Origin of the sequence: Micromonospora sp. NBC_01796, assembly GCF_035917455.1 — a bacterium.
Lineage (GTDB): Bacteria > Actinomycetota > Actinomycetes > Mycobacteriales > Micromonosporaceae > Micromonospora_G.
Genome location: NZ_CP109078.1, coordinates 3,527,698 through 3,542,806, shown reverse-complemented (window position 1 = coordinate 3,542,806; position 15,109 = coordinate 3,527,698). Strand labels below are relative to the sequence as shown.

Annotated in this window: 20 protein-coding genes and 1 pseudogene; 6 read left to right on the top strand and 15 right to left on the bottom strand. The window is 71.9% G+C overall.

Going from position 1 to position 15,109, the window contains the following annotated elements; genetic code table 11:
• The first annotated feature begins 27 nt into the window (after positions 1 to 27).
• Positions 28 to 1,044 (top strand): LacI family DNA-binding transcriptional regulator, encoded by a 1,017-nt coding sequence (locus OIE47_RS16400; protein WP_326562356.1) that lies wholly within the window; start codon positions 28 to 30, stop codon positions 1,042 to 1,044.
• 25 nt (positions 1,045 to 1,069) lie between these two features.
• On the opposite strand, the gene OIE47_RS16395 is transcribed toward OIE47_RS16400, so the two are convergent.
• The 3 genes and pseudogenes from OIE47_RS16395 to OIE47_RS16385 all read right to left on the bottom strand — a co-directional run bounded on the left by OIE47_RS16395 (position 1,070) and on the right by OIE47_RS16385 (position 2,161).
• Positions 1,070 to 1,201, bottom strand: coding sequence for a hypothetical protein (locus OIE47_RS16395; RefSeq protein ID WP_326562355.1), 132 nt, complete (start codon positions 1,199 to 1,201; stop codon positions 1,070 to 1,072).
• Positions 1,202 to 1,217: 16 nt separating this feature from the next.
• Positions 1,218 to 1,331: pseudogene (locus OIE47_RS16390) on the bottom strand (macro domain-containing protein); the annotation flags it as partial.
• Complete coding sequence (locus tag OIE47_RS16385) at positions 1,331 to 2,161, bottom strand: EI24 domain-containing protein (protein WP_326562354.1); 831 nt, start codon at positions 2,159 to 2,161, stop codon at positions 1,331 to 1,333. The pseudogene OIE47_RS16390 and the gene OIE47_RS16385, both read right to left, overlap by 1 nt.
• Positions 2,162 to 2,291: 130 nt before the next feature.
• Here OIE47_RS16385 and OIE47_RS16380 point away from each other — a divergent pair, with 130 nt between their 5' ends.
• A complete protein-coding gene (locus OIE47_RS16380; RefSeq protein WP_326562353.1) occupies positions 2,292 to 3,299 on the top strand; it encodes a helix-turn-helix transcriptional regulator in 1,008 nt (335 codons plus the stop codon).
• Between the two features lie 32 nt (positions 3,300 to 3,331).
• Here the strand turns inward: OIE47_RS16380 and OIE47_RS16375 are convergent, their stop codons facing one another.
• Positions 3,332 to 4,279: an SDR family oxidoreductase gene (locus OIE47_RS16375; RefSeq protein WP_326562352.1), complete on the bottom strand. Its 948-nt coding sequence runs from the start codon at positions 4,277 to 4,279 to the stop codon at positions 3,332 to 3,334.
• 84 nt (positions 4,280 to 4,363) lie between these two features.
• Between OIE47_RS16375 and OIE47_RS16370 the strand changes: the two genes are divergently transcribed.
• On the top strand, positions 4,364 to 5,062 hold the full coding sequence (locus tag OIE47_RS16370) for a nucleotidyltransferase domain-containing protein (protein ID WP_326562351.1): 699 nt from the start codon (positions 4,364 to 4,366) through the stop codon (positions 5,060 to 5,062).
• A 31-nt stretch (positions 5,063 to 5,093) separates the two neighbouring features.
• On the opposite strand, the gene OIE47_RS16365 is transcribed toward OIE47_RS16370, so the two are convergent.
• From OIE47_RS16365 to OIE47_RS16350, 4 genes are all read right to left on the bottom strand, one after another.
• Positions 5,094 to 5,984 carry an alpha/beta fold hydrolase gene (locus tag OIE47_RS16365; protein WP_326562350.1) on the bottom strand — a complete coding sequence of 297 codons (891 nt, stop codon included), beginning with the start codon at positions 5,982 to 5,984 and terminating at the stop codon, positions 5,094 to 5,096.
• Positions 5,981 to 6,295, bottom strand: a complete 315-nt coding sequence (locus OIE47_RS16360; RefSeq protein ID WP_326562349.1) for a DUF2516 family protein — start codon at positions 6,293 to 6,295, stop codon at positions 5,981 to 5,983. The genes OIE47_RS16365 and OIE47_RS16360 overlap by 4 nt, the downstream gene beginning before the upstream one ends.
• Before the next feature lie 70 nt (positions 6,296 to 6,365).
• Positions 6,366 to 7,190, bottom strand: coding sequence for a hypothetical protein (locus OIE47_RS16355; RefSeq protein WP_326562348.1), 825 nt, complete (start codon positions 7,188 to 7,190; stop codon positions 6,366 to 6,368).
• Between the two features lie 2 nt (positions 7,191 to 7,192).
• Positions 7,193 to 7,813 (bottom strand): helix-turn-helix domain-containing protein, encoded by a 621-nt coding sequence (locus OIE47_RS16350; RefSeq protein ID WP_326562347.1) that lies wholly within the window; start codon positions 7,811 to 7,813, stop codon positions 7,193 to 7,195.
• Between the two features lie 172 nt (positions 7,814 to 7,985).
• On the opposite strand from OIE47_RS16350, the gene OIE47_RS16345 reads away from it, so the two are divergent.
• Positions 7,986 to 8,783, top strand: coding sequence for an alpha/beta fold hydrolase (locus OIE47_RS16345; protein ID WP_326562346.1), 798 nt, complete (start codon positions 7,986 to 7,988; stop codon positions 8,781 to 8,783).
• Positions 8,784 to 8,862: 79 nt separating this feature from the next.
• Here OIE47_RS16345 and OIE47_RS16340 read toward each other — a convergent pair whose 3' ends face one another.
• From OIE47_RS16340 to OIE47_RS16325, 4 genes are all read right to left on the bottom strand, one after another.
• Positions 8,863 to 9,825: an asparaginase gene (locus OIE47_RS16340; protein WP_326562345.1), complete on the bottom strand. Its 963-nt coding sequence runs from the start codon at positions 9,823 to 9,825 to the stop codon at positions 8,863 to 8,865.
• Between the two features lie 45 nt (positions 9,826 to 9,870).
• The gene (locus OIE47_RS16335; protein WP_326562344.1) at positions 9,871 to 10,710 is read right to left on the bottom strand and encodes a 3-keto-5-aminohexanoate cleavage protein; all 840 of its coding nucleotides are present in this window, start codon (positions 10,708 to 10,710) and stop codon (positions 9,871 to 9,873) included.
• 86 nt (positions 10,711 to 10,796) lie between these two features.
• Entirely contained in the window at positions 10,797 to 11,909 is a 1,113-nt protein-coding gene (gene ygfZ / locus OIE47_RS16330) for a CAF17-like 4Fe-4S cluster assembly/insertion protein YgfZ (protein WP_326562343.1), read from the bottom strand.
• 19 nt (positions 11,910 to 11,928) lie between these two features.
• Entirely contained in the window at positions 11,929 to 12,354 is a 426-nt protein-coding gene (locus tag OIE47_RS16325; RefSeq protein WP_326562342.1) for a Fur family transcriptional regulator, read from the bottom strand.
• Positions 12,355 to 12,472: 118 nt separating this feature from the next.
• Between OIE47_RS16325 and OIE47_RS16320 the strand changes: the two genes are divergently transcribed.
• On the top strand, positions 12,473 to 13,330 hold the full coding sequence (locus OIE47_RS16320; protein ID WP_326562341.1) for an aminotransferase class IV: 858 nt from the start codon (positions 12,473 to 12,475) through the stop codon (positions 13,328 to 13,330).
• A gap of 121 nt (positions 13,331 to 13,451) precedes the next feature.
• Here OIE47_RS16320 and OIE47_RS16315 read toward each other — a convergent pair whose 3' ends face one another.
• Both OIE47_RS16315 and mtfM read right to left on the bottom strand, forming a co-directional pair.
• Positions 13,452 to 14,027 carry an FABP family protein gene (locus OIE47_RS16315; protein ID WP_326563118.1) on the bottom strand — a complete coding sequence of 192 codons (576 nt, stop codon included), beginning with the start codon at positions 14,025 to 14,027 and terminating at the stop codon, positions 13,452 to 13,454.
• 29 nt (positions 14,028 to 14,056) lie between these two features.
• A complete protein-coding gene (gene mtfM, locus OIE47_RS16310) occupies positions 14,057 to 14,161 on the bottom strand; it encodes a small membrane protein MtfM (protein ID WP_308714086.1) in 105 nt (34 codons plus the stop codon).
• A gap of 14 nt (positions 14,162 to 14,175) precedes the next feature.
• Between mtfM and OIE47_RS16305 the strand changes: the two genes are divergently transcribed.
• The gene (locus OIE47_RS16305; RefSeq protein WP_326562340.1) at positions 14,176 to 14,550 is read left to right on the top strand and encodes a DsrE family protein; all 375 of its coding nucleotides are present in this window, start codon (positions 14,176 to 14,178) and stop codon (positions 14,548 to 14,550) included.
• On the opposite strand, the gene OIE47_RS16300 is transcribed toward OIE47_RS16305, so the two are convergent.
• Positions 14,544 to 15,107, bottom strand: a complete 564-nt coding sequence (locus OIE47_RS16300; RefSeq protein WP_326562339.1) for a GNAT family N-acetyltransferase — start codon at positions 15,105 to 15,107, stop codon at positions 14,544 to 14,546. The genes OIE47_RS16305 and OIE47_RS16300 overlap by 7 nt on opposite strands.
• Between the last annotated feature and the right edge of the window lie 2 nt (positions 15,108 to 15,109).

Sequence of the window (15,109 nt, the reverse complement as noted above, 5' to 3'; positions counted from 1 at the left end):
CAACGGCGAGCGAAGCGAGTCGGTGGCATGACCATGGCGCGGGAGCGACCGACGTTGGAGGCGGTGGCGCGGCGCGCCGGTGTCTCCCGGGCGACCGTGTCGCGGGTGGTCAACGGCTCCACCACGGTCGCCGAACCGATCCGGGAAGCGGTCCGTCGGGCGGTCCAGGAGCTGGGGTACGTCCCCAACCTGGCCGCCCGCAGCCTGGTGACCCAGCGAACCGACTCGATCGCGCTGATCCTGCCCGAGGCGGCCACCCGGGTCTTCTCCGACGACCACTTCTTCCCCGGCATCATCCGGGGGGTGAGCCAGGAGTTGGAGGCGGCGGACAAGCAACTGGTGCTCATGCTCGCCGGCTCCACCGCCAGCCACGACCGGGTGGAGAGCTACGCGATGGGTCGGCACGTCGACGGGGTGCTCTTCGCCTCGCTACACGGTGCCGACCCACTGCCCAGCGCGCTGGCCCGGATGGGCATCCCGGTCGTCTGCGGTGGTCGGCCGCTGGGGCGGGCCACCGTGCCGGTGCCGTACGTCGATGTCGACCACATCGGCGGGGTGGCCAAGGCCGTACGCCATCTGCTCGACTCGGGTCGGCGCCGGATCGCCACCATCGCCGGTCCGCAGGACATGGTCGCCGGCATCGAGCGGCTGGCCGGCTACCGGACCGAGTTGCAGGACTCCCGCCGCCGGTCGATCGTGGCCGTCGGCGACTTCACCCGCGAGTCCGGGGCGCTGGCCATGCGCCAACTGCTCGACGACGATCCCACCCTCGACGCGGTCTTCGTCGCCTCCGACCTGATGGCGCACGGCGCCCTGCGTACGCTGCGCGAGGCCGGTCGCCGGGTGCCCGACGACGTGGCCGTGATCGGCTTCGACGACATCGAGTCGGCCCGCTATACCGATCCGCCGCTGAGTACGGTCCGCCAGCCGATCCTGCAGATCGGCCGGGAGATGACCCGGCAACTCCTCCGGATCGCGGCCGGCGAGGAGGTCGAGCCGGCGGTGGTCCTGCCGACCGAACTCATCCTCCGCGACTCCGCCTGACCGGCCGCGCCGGTACGGCACAGCTTCAACCGGCGTCTCGTACCCGTTCCGCGGTGGCGAGGGTGGCGGCGTCGAAGAGCACGAGGCGGGCCTCGGTGAGGTTCGCCGGCCGGGCTGCCCGTAACACGGTCAGCGCCTGCCGGACCGCGTCATCCACCGGCCAGCGGTAGATCCCGGTGGATCGCGCCGTCGACTCCACCACCACCGAGCAGCGACGAGTTGGCGGCGTTGACGATGACGTCGACCCGTACCGTGGTGATGTCACCCTGAACCAGGATGATCTCCATCAGGACTCCACGCTCGGCGACGGGTGTTCGGTCCACCGGCCCGGCTCGTCGATGGACTCGCCGAGCGAGCGGCGGGCGAGCAGGGCGGCGCCGGCCACCGCCGCCGGCATGACCAGGATCGCGCCGAGCGGGATCAGGAAGCAGCAGAAGACGGCGACCCCGAAGCCGAGCGACACCGGCCGCTGCGCGCCCAGCAGCCGCCGTCGGTCGGGCAGCCGCAGCCCCCGGCGGTAGAAGGGGGCGCCGACCAGTTCCAGGGCGAGGAACCAGCCGGCGACCGCGGCGGCGATCACCGGTACGACAAACTGCCCGACCACCGGGATGAAACCCGCGAAGAACAGCGGTACGCCCAGCAGCACGGAACGGGTCACCAGTCGCAGCGAGTCGACCATGCTCCGGCGCAGCGACCGCCACCAGGAAACCTCGATCTCACCCGGCACTCCGCCGTATCGAGCCTCGACTCGAGCGGAGATCTCCTCGTAGAACGGGTCGCCGACGACCAGGGTGACCGCTGTGAAGGTCAGTACGCCGAGCACCGCCCCCAGGGCCAGGAACGCGAACCCGGCCAGCACCCGGATCAGGTCCCGGGCCCAGCTCGCCCAGTCATCCGCGAACGGGGTGACCAGTCCGGCGAGGTCGTCGACGAAGTAGATCAGTGTGGCGTACCCGGCCAGGAAAAGCCCTCCGGTGATCAGCGCCGGCAGGATCCCGAGCAACACCAGCCGTGGCGTACGGGCGTACATCCCGAGCCCCCGCACCAGCAACCCGGCCCCGCCAAAAAACTGCCCCACCACCCCAACAGCCGGAACCGCGATCTTGGCTACCCCCACACCCCAGCACCCTACTGCCCCACCCACCAGAACCCGTTGATCATGAAGTTAGCGACGGTTTTCAAGCCGGAACCCGTCGCTAACTTCATGATCAACGGAGGTCGGCGGGGCCGGAGGGGAGGATGGGGGGATGCGGGCGGCTCGGTTGATTTCGTTGGTGTTGCTGCTGCAGGGGCGGGGGGTGATGACGGCGGCGGAGTTGGCCGGGGAGTTGGAGGTTTCGGAGCGGACTGTCTATCGGGACGTGCTGGCGTTGGGGGCGGCGGGGGTGCCGGTGTACGCGGATCGGGGGCGGGCCGGCGGTTACCGGCTGGTCGGCGGCTATCGGACCCGACTGACCGGGCTGAGTCGCGCCGAGGCCGAGGCGCTGTTCCTCTCCGGGCTGCCCGGACCGGTCGACGAGATGGGGCTTGCCGAACCGGTCGCCGCCGCCCGACTGAAGGTCCTGGCCGCACTCCCCCCGCCACTGCGGGACGCCGCACAGCGCTCCGGTCAACGGTTCCATTTGGACGTACCCGGCTGGTTCGGGACCGCCGACCCGCCGCCGCTGCTCAGCGACCTCGCCGGGGCGGTCTGGCAGGACCGGGTGATCGAGCTGCGCTATCGGCGCGACCGTGAGGTGACCCGGACCGTGCAGCCGTACGGGCTGGTGCTCAAGGGCGGGGTCTGGTACCTGGTCGGGCGGGTCGGCGACGACCACCGGACGTACCGGGTGGACCGGGTCACCGGGGTCGAGGTCACCACCGATGGCTTCGACCGGGACGAGAGCTTCGACCTGGCCGGGTTCTGGTCGGCCGGGGTGAGCAATTTTGTCCGGGCCATGTTCCCGGAACGGATCAGCGTACGGCTGAGCCCGGCCGGACTGCGCACGATGCGGTACGTGGTCGAGCCACCGGCCGCGCAGGAGGCACTTGCCGGCGCGGGCGAACCCGACGAGCAGGGTTGGGTGGTGACCCGCCTGCCCGTCGAGTCGCTCGACATCGCCTATCCGATGCTGCTCCGGTTCGGACCGGAGGTGGAGGTGCTCGACCCGCCGGCACTGCGTACCCGGCTCGCCGAGGCGGCGGTCCGACTCAGCGCGCTCTACCGACCACCGGACGAACGACCGCTCAACGGGTCACCGGACCGACGACCGTGACGCGCCTGTCGGGCCGCGGTCGGCCGCACCGATCAGCGGTAGCCGGTGGCGTCGGCGGGACGGTCGAGGTCCTGCACCTCGACGATGTACCGCCAGGCGTCGGGCTGGCTGCCGTCCAGGTCGGTGAAGCCGTACACCCGGGCGAGTTGGCCACTGGAGAGCGACTGGCCGGACCAGCGGGCCCGGTCCGGGTCGGCGGCCAGCGCCGCGACGGCCCGACCGGCGTACGCCGGTGACTCCGAGATGACAAAGTGCGGCTGCTTGTCCGTCGCGTCCCGCCAGTTCTCCTCGGTGACGCCGAACAGGTCGAGCATCGTCTCCGAGCGCAGCCAGCCCGGCGTGAGCGCGACCGCGGTGCCGCCGTACTCCCGCAGTTCGTGGGCCTGGCTGAAGGCCAGTCGGGTGACCGCGACCTTGGCCAGGTCGTAGAACGCGTTCAGTCGGTACGTGCTGTCGTTGTACTCGCGGGTGCCGTCGCCCATCTCCACCACCAGCCCGCCCGGCGACCTGATCAGCAGCGGCAGCGCGTAGTGGCTGGTGATCAGGTGGGTGTCGATCGCCAGCCGGAGCGTACGCAACCCGTCGGTCAGCGAGTGCTGCCAGACCGGCTGGTCCCAGCCGATCATCGAATCGGCCCCCCAGATGTCGTTGACCAGCACGTCCAGCCGGCCCTGCTCCCGGTCGATCCGTTCCACCAGGGCCTGCACCCGCTCCGGCTCCAGGTGGTCGACCGGAACCCCGATGCCGACGCCACCCGCCCGGGTGACGAGTTCGGCGGTCTCCTCGATGGTCTCGGGCCGGTCTATTTCCGACCGTTGGCCGCGAGTGCTGCGCCCGGTCGCGTAGACGGTGGCGCCGGCGGCGCCGAGTTGCACCGCGATCTGCCGGCCGGCGCCCCTGGTGGCACCGGCGACGAGCGCGATCTTCCCGCTGAGTGGTCGGTTCGATTCGGTCGTACCGAGTTGGTTCGATTCGGTCATACCGTCGAGGTAACCAGCAATACCTGACAGCCGATGGCCGGATTACCAACAACTCCGTCCACCCGCCCGGTCCCGTACGCGATCATGTCCGGCATGCGCCTGCTGCTCGCCGGGATCGTCGGCTCGACCGCGTACGGCCTGGCCGGTCCCGGTTCCGACGTGGACCGGCTCGGCCTGTTCGCCGCGCCCACGGTCGCCTTCCACGGGCTGCATCCGCCCAGGGAGTCGATCGTGACCACGGCACCCGACCGGACGCTGCACGAGGCGGGCAAGTGGTGCCGGCTCGCGCTGAGCGGCAACCCGACCGCGACCGAACTCGCCTGGCTGCCCGACGACCTCTACGAAACCCGGACCGACCTCGGCGACCGGCTGATCGGGATCCGGTCGGCATTCCTGGCGGCGCCCAGGGTCCGGTCCGCCTACCTCGGCTACGCCGGCCAGCAGTTCCGCAAGCTCGAATCGCGCGGCGACGGCTCGTTCTCGGCCGACACCCGGCGACGCACCGCCAAACACGCCCGGCACCTGGCCCGGCTCCTGCACCAGGGCCGGCTGCTCTACGCCACCGGCCACCTGCCGATCCGCCTGGACGACCCGCGATCCTTCGTGGACTTCGGCGAGCAGGTCGCCGCCGGCCGGGTCGACCGGGCGCGGAACCTCCTGGCCGAGGCCGAACGGGACTTCGACGCCATCCGTACGCCGCTGCCGGAGCGGCCGGACGAGGAGACGGTGGAACGCTGGCTGCTCGACGTACGCGCGGCCAGCTACGGCCGACCCGCCGACTGACCGTCTCGTCGTTGCGGAAACCGCGCCGGGACTACTGCCCGTTCAGGAACTCGGAGACGCGTCCACGCAGGTCGGCGCGGTGCGTCCAGAGCACACCGGGGCGGTCGTACACGTGCAGGGTGGCGTTCGGCAGGGCGGCGGCGAGTTGCTCCGCGACCGCCACCGGGTGGAGTTCGTCACCGGCACAACCGATCACCAGGGCGCGGGCGGTGACGGCGGCGAGGGCCGAGGCGTCGCGTACGGGCACCTGGTCCGGCAGGCTCGCCAACCCGTCCGCCAACCCGTCCCGCATCAACTGGTCGATCCGCTGACGCAGGTACGCCCAACCGGCCGGGGTGTTCCGTACCGCCGCCGGCAGTTCCGCGGAAGCCACCTCCGCCACCGTCGCGGGGTCGCCGCTGCGTACCGCTTCGAGCAGCATGGTCAACCGCTCGCGGGCCGCCGCCGGCCGAGGTTCGTCCAGCACCGCCGGCAGGAAGAAGACGGCCCGGTCGAACCGTTCCGGGCTCTCCAGCAGCAGCCGGGTCAGCGCACCGGCGCCGAGGCTGACGCCGACCGCCCGGGTGGCCCGGCTCAGGTCGGCGACCGCCCGCAGGTCGCGGGCCAGGTCCAGGTAGGTCCACTCGCCGTCCGGCGCGTCCGACCGGCCGTGGCCCCGGAACTGGAAGAACACCCGCCGGCCGTTGACCGCACTGCCCAACGGTCGGGTGACGGCGATGCCGCCGCCCAGCCCGTGCGCGAAGACGGTCACCGGATCACCGGCGCCGGTGACCAGCCGCTCCAGCCGTACGCCGTGCGGGGTGGTGACCAGTTCCGTCTCCGGTTCGGGCAGCGCCGGTCGCCCGGTCCGGGGTGCGCTGGGACCGGGTCCGTACGTCCGAGGCCCGCCGTCCGGCGGCGGAGGCCAGCGGAAATCTCTCACCAGAAGCCCTTGCCGTCGGTCAGGTCACGCAGTCCGGGCCGGACGTCCAGCAGGTAGATCAGACCGGCGGCGATGCCGATCAGGCCGAAGATGCTGAGTACGCCGAAGCCGAGCAGGGTCAGCGCCAGGCAGACGCCGAGAATGGCGATCCAGCCGCCCTTGGGCAGGGTGCCGATCGCCGGGAAGGCGTCCGATCGCTGGGTGATGGCGTGCACCAGCGCCACTCCCTCGATGATGAGAGCGAAGACGAGGAGCACCAACTCGATGACGGTCCGTACGTCGGAGTAGAAGATCGGCGCGGCAGTAACCATGCCGTGAAGCTTATGTCGGCAACCCCGGGTACGGGCTACATGCCGTACCCGGGGCCTGTCCGACCTGTGCCTACTTCTCGTCGGTGGTCGCGGTGCTCTTGGCCGACCTGGTCGCCTTGGTCGCGGTGGTCTTCGCGGCCGGCGCCTTGGCGGTGGCCGGCGCCTTTGCGGCGGTGGCCTTGGTGGTCGGCGCCTTGGGGGTCTTCGCCGCCGGGCTCGGGGTGGCCTTGGTCGCGGCGGCCTTGGCCGCCGTGTCCTTGCTGGCCAGGACCTCCGGGGTGGCGGTCAGTTCGGCGGGCACCTCGGGCGCGTCCATGTCCGCGGACTTCGGTGCGGTGTGGTGCGGGGCGGTAGCCGGGGTGCCGGCCGCGCCGACCACCCGCTCGCCCCGGGCGACCAGGGCCTCGTACGCGGCGGCGGCCCGCTCGGAGGCGGTGTAGGCGCCGGAGACGACCACGGCTGCGTTGCGGATCGCCGCGGTACGCAGCCGGCGGACGTCCAGCTCGGGCGTGGCCGCGCGGCCACGGAGCCCGGCCGCGGTGGTGTTCGCGGTACGCAGCGCGTCGGTCGCCCGTTCGCGCAGCTCGGCCGTGCCGGTGACCGCCCGCTCGCGCAGCTCGGCGGCGCGGGTGGCGGCCGTCTCGCGCAGTTCGGCGGTGGTGATGGTGGCCGCCCGCTCGCGCAGCCCGGTGGTGCCGGTGACGGCGCGCTCGCGCAGTTCCCCGGTTCCCGTGACGGCCTTGTCGCGGAGTTCGGCGGTGCTGACGGCGGCCTTCTCGCTCAGCTCGGTGACCACCGCGGGCAGCTTGCGGAGCTGCTGGAGGGCGAGGTCGCCGACACCGGCGACGGCGTAGAGCGGGGCGGGGATGCGGTTGCTGGTCCGGGGGTCGGTCATGACTACTCCTCCTCGACCGCGGGAGCGGTCTTCCGGGCCGCCTTGCGGGCGGTTCGCTTGGCTGGTTGGGATGCGTTCGGGGCCGGCGCGGTGCCCGTCTCGGTCCGCGCCACCGATTCGAGTACGTCGTCCACGGCCTCGCTGCCGCCGTCGCCCGGTGTCGGCGCTGTCGTCGGCGCGGCTGCCTCCGTCGGCGCGGTTGCCTCGGCCGGCGCGGTCGTTTCCGTCGGCGCGGTTGTCGGGGCGGCTGCCTCGGTCGGGGCGGCGGTTTCGGCCTGGCGGGCGTTCTCCCGCCGGAAGGTCTCGTAGATCTGGCTCAGGGACTGCTTCTGCGGCATCGTCAGGTCGGCGTCGGCGGCGATCGAGGCGAGTACGCCGTGCCCCTCCTTGTCGTCGAGCAGGCCGGCGCGCAGGTACATCACGGGGGTGGACACCCGCAGCGCGCTGGCGAGCTGTTGCAGCACCTCGGCGCTGGGCTTGCGCAGTCCGCGCTCGACCTGGCTCAGGTAGGGGTTGCTGACCCCGGCCTGGTCGGCGAGCTGGCGCAGCGAGATCTTCGCGTTGCGTCGCAGGTCACGGATGAACCCACCGACGTCGCGGGGCAGGTCCTTGGGGTTCGCCATGCGTCCGACGGTAGTTCGCGAGTGCTAGCTCCTGCAAGCAAAACGCTTGCCAGAGTTAGCAAAGTCTCATGGCCGACCTTCGATCCCCCACCCAGGTCACGAAGTACGCCGGCCACCGCAGGTCGGGCAATCACGTTGCAAACCGCCCACGTAACTGCGTAACGTCCGCCTGATGTCGAAGATCGAATTGGATGGGGCCACGCTGGCCTACGACGACCTGGGTGATGGCACCCCGGTTGTCCTGCTGCACGCCGGCATCGCCGACCGCCGGATGTGGCGTGGCCAGGTCGAGGCGCTCGCCGGCCGGCATCGCGTACTCAGCCTGGACCTGCGCGGGTACGGCGAGTCCGACCTGCCGGAGCACCCCTTCGCCCACCACGACGACGTGGTCGGGTTCCTCGACGCACTCGGCATCGAACGGGCCACCCTGGTCGGCTGCTCATTCGGCGGCGCGGTGGCGATCGACACCACGCTCGCCCATCCCGACCGGGTCGCCGCGCTCGCCCTCTTCGGTTCGGCCGTGTCCGGCCACGAATGGTCCGACGAGACCAACAACCTCTGGGACACCCTGATCGGCGAGGTCGACGGCGAGGACCTCGACGCCACCGCCGAGGCCGAGGTGCGCTTCTGGGTGGTCGGGCCGGGGCGCCGCCCGGAGGACCCGGACCCGGCGTTCCTGGACTTCGCGCGGGAGATGGATCGCCGTGCGTTGGCCGCCGAGGCCGCACTCGGCAACGTGGCGGTACGCGAACTCGACCCACCCGCCATCGGGCGGCTCGCCGAGATCCGGGTTCCGGTGCTGGTCGGAGCGGGTGCCGAAGATATACCGGACATCGGCGTACTGGCCGACCTGATCGCCGCGCAGGCGTCCCTGGCGACCCGGCTGCCCGACGTACCCGACGCCGCGCACCTGCTCCCGCTGGAGCGCCCCGCCCCGGTCAACGAAGCCCTCCTGGCCTTCCTCGGCTAGCCCGCCCCGGTCCGGAGCGACCCCTTCCCGGACGGGAACACCGGTTCCCGGACCGGAAACAACGGGAAGGGGCCGCTCCTCACGGCTGGAGGGCGCGGACCGCGCCGACCGGGGTGCCGCCGCCGAACAGGGGAAGTTCGGCCATCTCGTCCAGGACGGGGGCGGTCACGCCGAGCCGGCGCAGGGCGGCGACCAGCACCGGCTGCCGGGCGCGGGAGGCACCGTCGTCGATCTTGATCGCGACCGCGCCGACGCCGGGCACCGCACACACCACGACGCCCTCCGCACCCACCTTCGAGAGCAGGCCCGGAACACCGTTCATCAGTCGGGTGTCCTCGGCACCGGTGCCCGCGACCAGCTCCGGGTGCGTACGCATCGCGTCCGCGACGGTCCGCTCCACCGAGCCCGGCACACCCGACACCAACCGCAGGAACGCACCGGCCATCCCGGTCAACGAGACCGCGAGCACCGGGGCACCGCAACCGTCGACCCCGACCGCCGCGACCGACTCACCGGTGAACTCCTCGACCGCGGCCCGCAACCGCTGCTGCAACGGGTGCTCCGGCCGCCAGTACTCCTCCACCGGCCACCCCGCCGCCAGGCAGGTCAGCAGCATGCCGGCGTGCTTGCCGGAGCAGTTCATCTGGATCCTGGCCGGGCCACCACCGGCCCGGTACACGGCGGCCCGCGCCGACTCGCCGATCGGCATGTCCGGCGGGCACCGCAGGGCCGCCTCGGTCAGTCCGGCGCTGCGCAGCAGGGCACCGACCCGGACCAGGTGGAAGTCCTCGCCGTAGTGGCTGCCACAGACCAGGGCCAGGTCGGCCGAGTCGACCAGCCGCAGACCCGAGCGAAGCATCCCGATCGCCTGCAACGGCTTGCTGGACGACCTCGGGAAGATCGGCGCCAGTACGTCGCCGGCCGAGAACACGACCTCGCCGCCCGCGTCGAGAACCACCACCGAACCCCGGTGCGACCCCTCGACAAAACCGGACCGGACCACCTCGGCGAGCGGCTCCCCGCCCGTGTAGCTCTGTGCCATGGCGCAGACGGTAGCGAGTGCCCCGACCGGCACCTTAAGGAGCCCTCAGTTTCGGGACGGAAGTCCCAGCAGCTCACGGGCGTGCGCACTGGTCAACGGGGGCCGCTGGGCGAGCTGCGCGAAGCCGACGGCACGCGCCACCAACTGCATGTTCGACTCGACCGGCCGACCCTTCGCGTACGTGACGGTGTCCTCCATGCCCACCCGGAGGTGACCACCGGTCGAGAGCGAGGCGAGCAGTACGGAGATCGTGCTGCGCCCGATACCGGTGGCGGAGAACGTGCTGCCCTCGGGCAGGTCCCGCAGCGCCTGCCGGCAGGCGACCAGTGCCTCGGTGGTGCCCGGCATGCCACCCGGTACGCCCATCACGAAGTCGACGTGCACGTGCCCACCGGCCGGCAGGCCGTACCTGTCGAGCAGCCGGCGCAGGGTGGTGAGCTGGCCGAGGTCGAAGATCTCGTACTCGGGGACGATCCCGCGTTCCTGCATCCGGGTGTGCAGCTCGACGATGAACTCCCACCGGTTCAGGAACACGTCGTCGCCGAAGTTGACCGTACCCATGGTGCAGGACGCCATCTCCGGGCCGGCGTCGAGCACGGCCAGCCGCTCGACCTCCGGGTCCGTCACCGCACCGCCGGTGGAAAGCTGCACGATCAGGTCCGTGTTCTCCCGCAGCGCGGCGACGGTGTCCCGCAGTCGGGCCGGGTCGAGCGTCGGCCGGGCCTGGTTGTCCCGGATGTGTACGTGGATCACGGCCGCGCCGAGCGCCTCGCACTCCTTCGCGGTCAACACCAGCTCGTCCAGGGTCACCGGCAGTGCCGGCACCTCGGCCTTGGTCGACTCCGCCCCGGTCGGGGCCACCGTGATCAACGTCCCTGTTGTCATGCCGGCGATCCTAACCAGGGCCCGTCCGGCACCCACCACACCAGCGGTACGCCCCCGCCGCCAACCCGCGACGGGGACGCCGACGCTCAGGACGGGTCGATCGCCGCCGCCGTCCCGTCGACCAGCAGTTGGGCGTCCTCGGGCACATTCCGCTTCAGTACGGCGAGCGCCACCGGCCCCAGCTCGAAGTGGCGTACGGCGGTGCCGACGAAGCCCACCGTACGGTCACCGTTCGCCACCGGCGTGCCTACCGCGGGGAGCTGGTCGGAGCTGATCCCGTCCAGGTGCAGCAGCACCAGCCGGCGCGGCGGCCGACCCATGTTGTGCACCCGGGCCACCGTCTCCTGACCCCGGTAACAGCCCTTGTCCAGGTGTACGGCGGGACCGATCAGGTCCACCTCGGCCGGGATGGTCCGGTGGTCGGTCTCGAAGCCCACCCGGGGCAGCCGGGCGGCCACCCGGATCGCCTCGTACGCCCACAGCCCGGCGAGCGGCACCCCGGCCCCGGTCAGGTCGGCGACCACCCGGTCCACCTCGCCCCGGGGCACCAGCAGGTCGACCCCGAGTTCCACCCGGCGGGCCCAACCGCCACCCGGCAACGGGCGTACGTCGTACCTCGTGGTCGGTCGGGGTGGCACGGCCCCGCCGGCGAACTTCGGACCCGGCACCGGCAGCGCGTCCGGCGCCTCCAGCCCGGTGACGCCGAGGATGCCGACGGCCTCGGTGGCGCGCGGGCCGACCAGCGACAGCACCGCCCACTCGGGGGTCGCGTCGCGCGGGTCGACCCGGGTGAAGAAGCGCATCTTCTCCAGGTAGGTCAGCAGGCCGGCGGTGTCCCGGGGCTCGGTGTCCAGCCAGGTGGTCTCGCCGTCCTCGGCGACCATGGCGTGCTGCTCGATGTGCCCGTGCGGGGACAGCACCAGCAGCTCGCTGCCCTGCCCGGCGCTCAGGTCGGCCAGGTGTTGGGTGGTCAGGGTGTGCAGCCAGCTCGCCCGTTCCACGCCGGGGACCGCGATCACGCCCCGGTGGGACCGGTCGACCAGGCCCACGTCGGTGGCGAGGTGACGCTGCTCGCGCATCGGGTCGCCGTAGTGGGCGGCGACTCCGCGTACGCCGGCCGCGACGTGTTCCGGCCCCGGTTGGTCCGGCGTCTGTTCGTCCAGTACCTCGATGGCCACCGCGCCCGCGATGTCGATCATTGGTGCACCCCGCCGTCGACTAGTCCTGCTGCTCCCCGCACTTCCGGCAGACGCCGAAAAGTGCCACGTGCCCTACGTCGACCTGGAACCCTCGTTCACCGGCCAACTGGTCGGCGAGCGGCCGGAGCAGTTCCGGCTCCATCTCCTCGACCTCCCCGCAGGACCGGCACACCAGATGGACGTGCTGGTCCTCACCGGCCGCGTGGTACGTCGGAGAACCGTGCGACAGGTGCGTATGGGTAACCAGGCCGAGCCGCTCCAACAATTCCAGCGTTCGGTAAATAGTGGTGATGTTCACTCCGGCGGCGATACCCCGTACCGCCGTGTGCACCTGCTCCGGGGTGGCGTGGCCCAGTTCGAGGACGGCTTCGAGAATCAGTTGCCGCTGCGCCGTCAGGCGCAGCCCACGGGAGCGCAACATCTCGGCCAGCGATGATTCCGACACCGTACGAGTGTAGTTCCCCCGGCCGGTGTCCACCGATTCCGGCATCGACGTACCCGATTCGGCGGGCCCTGCCCGGTTGCCCGGTCCGGCTCCCCGGCCACCGCTACGCTCTGGAGTCGTGTCCGGGCAGCAGATAGTCGCCGTGCTGGGCCGGGGCGTGCTGCCGGCCGACGAGCCGATCGTGCGCGCCGACGACCGGGGGGTGCTGCACGGCGACGGCCTGTTCGAGACGATGCACGTACGCGACGGTCGCCCGTGGCTGCGCAACGAGCACCTGACCCGGCTGGCCCGCGCCGCCACCTCGGTCGACCTGCTGCTGCCGGACGCCACCGAGCTGGCCGAGCTGCTGGACGCCGCCTGCGCGGCCTGGCCGGCAAGGACCGAGGGCGCGCTCCGGCTGGTCTGCACCCGGGGACCGGTGAGCGGCGGGCCGGCGACCGTGTTCGCCACCCTGTCGCCGGTCGCGCCCGCGCTGCGGCTGGCCCGGACCGCCGGGGTCAATGTCGCCACCCTGCCGCTGGGGGTGGCGGCCGGGGCCCGCGCCGGGCTGCCCTGGCTGCTCGCCGGGGTCAAGTCGACGTCGTACGGGACGAGCCAGGCGGCGCACCGCTGGGCGGCGGCGAACGGGGTCGACGACGTGCTCTGGACCTCGACCGACGGTTACGCCCTGGAGGGGCCGAGCGCCAACCTGGTCTGGCTGGCCGGTGACACCCTCTGCACGGTCCCGGCCGCCAGCACCGGCATCCTGCCCGGGGTGACCGCCGCCTGGCTGCTGGCCCACGCCGGCTCGCTCGGCCTGTCCGCCGAGGAACGCATGATCACCCCGGCCGAGCTGCGCGAGGGTGTCTGCCTCGGTGCGTGGTTCACCTCGTCCGTACGCGGCCTGGCCGAGATCCGCACCCTCGACGGAATGCCCCTCCCCCCGTCCTCCCACACCCCCGCGCTCCGCGACCTCCTGGGCTTCCCCACCGCCTAACCCCCACCCCCTCCCCCTCCCGCGCTAATACAGAGAAAGAGTGGCTATCCGGCTCGGAATAGCCACTCTTTCTCTGTATCAGCGCTCTTCCTCGCGGTGGCGGGGGTGCGGTGGCGGGGGGTTAGCCGCCGACGCGGGTGAGGCGGGCGGAGAGGTGGGGGGAGAGGGACTGGCCGACGGCGGCGAGTTCCTGGGCGTAGAGCAGGGCACCCTCGACGATGCCGAAGAGGCGGTGACCGGCGGTGACCTCCTTGGCCGTGGCCGTACGCACCACCGCGTCGGTGACCAGTTCGAGCTTGAGCCCGTCGAGCTTGCCGACGTGCAGTTCCATGATCCCGGTCGGGGTGCTCATCAGCGCCTCGACCTCGTCGGTCGCCCGCCCGTCGACCATCACCGGCCGCCACCAGCCGACCTCGCGCCCGGCCGGACGGATCGGCTGGCTGTCCCCGTCCAGCAGCCAGGCGCGCGACTCGTAGTGCAGGAACGGCCGCCCGTCGTGGCTGATCTTGATTTCCTGGGCGTAGTCGAAGTCCTCGATCGTCGGGTAGCCGCCGCGCCCGCGCCCCCGCCACAGTCCGACGTACGGCAGCAGCCCCAGCAGCGCCGGGTGCAGGTCCGGACCCACCCGCAGGTCGAACGTCTCCTCGAAGGGGTACGGGTCGACCGGTGGCGCGTTCAGCCACGGCGGCGGTGCCATCGGATTGTCCGGGGAGGTGCTCTCCGCGCTCACCAGCGTCCTCTCGAGATTCGTACCGCAAGATAGACCAGGCCACCGGCCAGCAGGCCTAAGCCCGCCACCAGCAGGCTGACGAACCCAATCTCGGTAACCATGACAAGGTCATCCTATGCTGGTCGGTATGGCACGCACTCTCGTCGTCAAGGCCACGGCTGGCTCCGACTCGCCGGAGCGGTGCGCCCAGGCGTTCACCGTCGCCGCCACGGCCGTCGCCTCGGGAGTGGACGTGTCGCTGTGGCTCACCGGGGAGTCGAGCTGGTTCGCGCTGCCCGGCCGGGCGGCCGAGTTCGAGCTGCCCCACTCGGCCCCGCTGGCCGAACTGCTGCACGTGATCCTGACCAGCGGTCGGGTCACCGTCTGCTCCCAGTGCGCGGCCCGGCGGGAGATCGGCGAGGCGGACGTCCTGCCGGGCGTACGGATCGCCGGGGCGGCGGCCTTCGTCGAGGAGGCGATGGCCGACGGCGCCCAGGCGCTGGTCTACTGACCCGGCCGGTCGTCCCGCCCCGACAGGTCGGTGGGCTGGTCGTCCCGCCCGGACAGGTCCCACCGCATCGCCGTACGCGGCCAGCGGTCCAGCCCGTGCGCGGCCTCCCGGTCCCGGATCGCCCGCAGTCCGGGGGTCAGCTCGCCGGGGTCGAGGGGCCGGAATCCGCACCGGGCGTAGTACGGCGCGTTCCACGGCACCTCGACGAAGGTGGTGAGGGTCAGCGCACCCACCTTGTTGGAGGTCGCCTCGGCGGCGAGGTGTTCCAGCAGCCGTCGTCCCACCCCTCGCCGGGCACTGTCCGGGTGCACCGAGATCTGCTCGACGTGCAGGTTCCCGTCCACCTCGTCGGTGATCACGTACGCGATCGGGTGGTCGCTCGGATCGACCGCGACCCAGGCCCGGCCGTCCTCCTGGTACGCCGTGAGCTCGGCCAGGCTCGGCGGGTCGTCCTCGGCGATCTCCACCATGTCGATGTCCCGGAAACACTTCCCGGCGGCGCGCTCTATCTCCTGCAGGAGAGGCAGTTCGTCGATCCGGGCCGTACGGATGTACATGG

What these genes read in the sequence shown, in the direction of transcription:
- OIE47_RS16400 (WP_326562356.1), top strand. Translation starts at nt 28, where the DNA reads ATGACCATGGCGCGGGAGCGACCGACGTTGGAGGCGGTGGCGCGGCGC.
- mtfM (WP_308714086.1), bottom strand. Translation starts at nt 14,161, where the DNA reads ATGGTTACCGAGATTGGGTTCGTCAGCCTGCTGGTGGCGGGCTTAGGC.
- OIE47_RS16355 (WP_326562348.1), bottom strand. Translation starts at nt 7,190, where the DNA reads ATGACCGACCCCCGGACCAGCAACCGCATCCCCGCCCCGCTCTACGCC.
- OIE47_RS16305 (WP_326562340.1), top strand. Translation starts at nt 14,176, where the DNA reads ATGCTGGTCGGTATGGCACGCACTCTCGTCGTCAAGGCCACGGCTGGC.
- OIE47_RS16350 (WP_326562347.1), bottom strand. Translation starts at nt 7,813, where the DNA reads ATGGCGAACCCCAAGGACCTGCCCCGCGACGTCGGTGGGTTCATCCGT.
- OIE47_RS16315 (WP_326563118.1), bottom strand. Translation starts at nt 14,027, where the DNA reads ATGGCACCGCCGCCGTGGCTGAACGCGCCACCGGTCGACCCGTACCCC.
- ygfZ (WP_326562343.1), bottom strand. Translation starts at nt 11,909, where the DNA reads ATGATCGACATCGCGGGCGCGGTGGCCATCGAGGTACTGGACGAACAG.
- OIE47_RS16300 (WP_326562339.1), bottom strand. Translation starts at nt 15,107, where the DNA reads ATGTACATCCGTACGGCCCGGATCGACGAACTGCCTCTCCTGCAGGAG.
- OIE47_RS16335 (WP_326562344.1), bottom strand. Translation starts at nt 10,710, where the DNA reads ATGACAACAGGGACGTTGATCACGGTGGCCCCGACCGGGGCGGAGTCG.
- OIE47_RS16360 (WP_326562349.1), bottom strand. Translation starts at nt 6,295, where the DNA reads ATGGTTACTGCCGCGCCGATCTTCTACTCCGACGTACGGACCGTCATC.
- OIE47_RS16345 (WP_326562346.1), top strand. Translation starts at nt 7,986, where the DNA reads ATGTCGAAGATCGAATTGGATGGGGCCACGCTGGCCTACGACGACCTG.
- OIE47_RS16380 (WP_326562353.1), top strand. Translation starts at nt 2,292, where the DNA reads ATGCGGGCGGCTCGGTTGATTTCGTTGGTGTTGCTGCTGCAGGGGCGG.
- OIE47_RS16370 (WP_326562351.1), top strand. Translation starts at nt 4,364, where the DNA reads ATGTCCGGCATGCGCCTGCTGCTCGCCGGGATCGTCGGCTCGACCGCG.
- OIE47_RS16375 (WP_326562352.1), bottom strand. Translation starts at nt 4,279, where the DNA reads ATGACCGAATCGAACCAACTCGGTACGACCGAATCGAACCGACCACTC.
- OIE47_RS16340 (WP_326562345.1), bottom strand. Translation starts at nt 9,825, where the DNA reads ATGGCACAGAGCTACACGGGCGGGGAGCCGCTCGCCGAGGTGGTCCGG.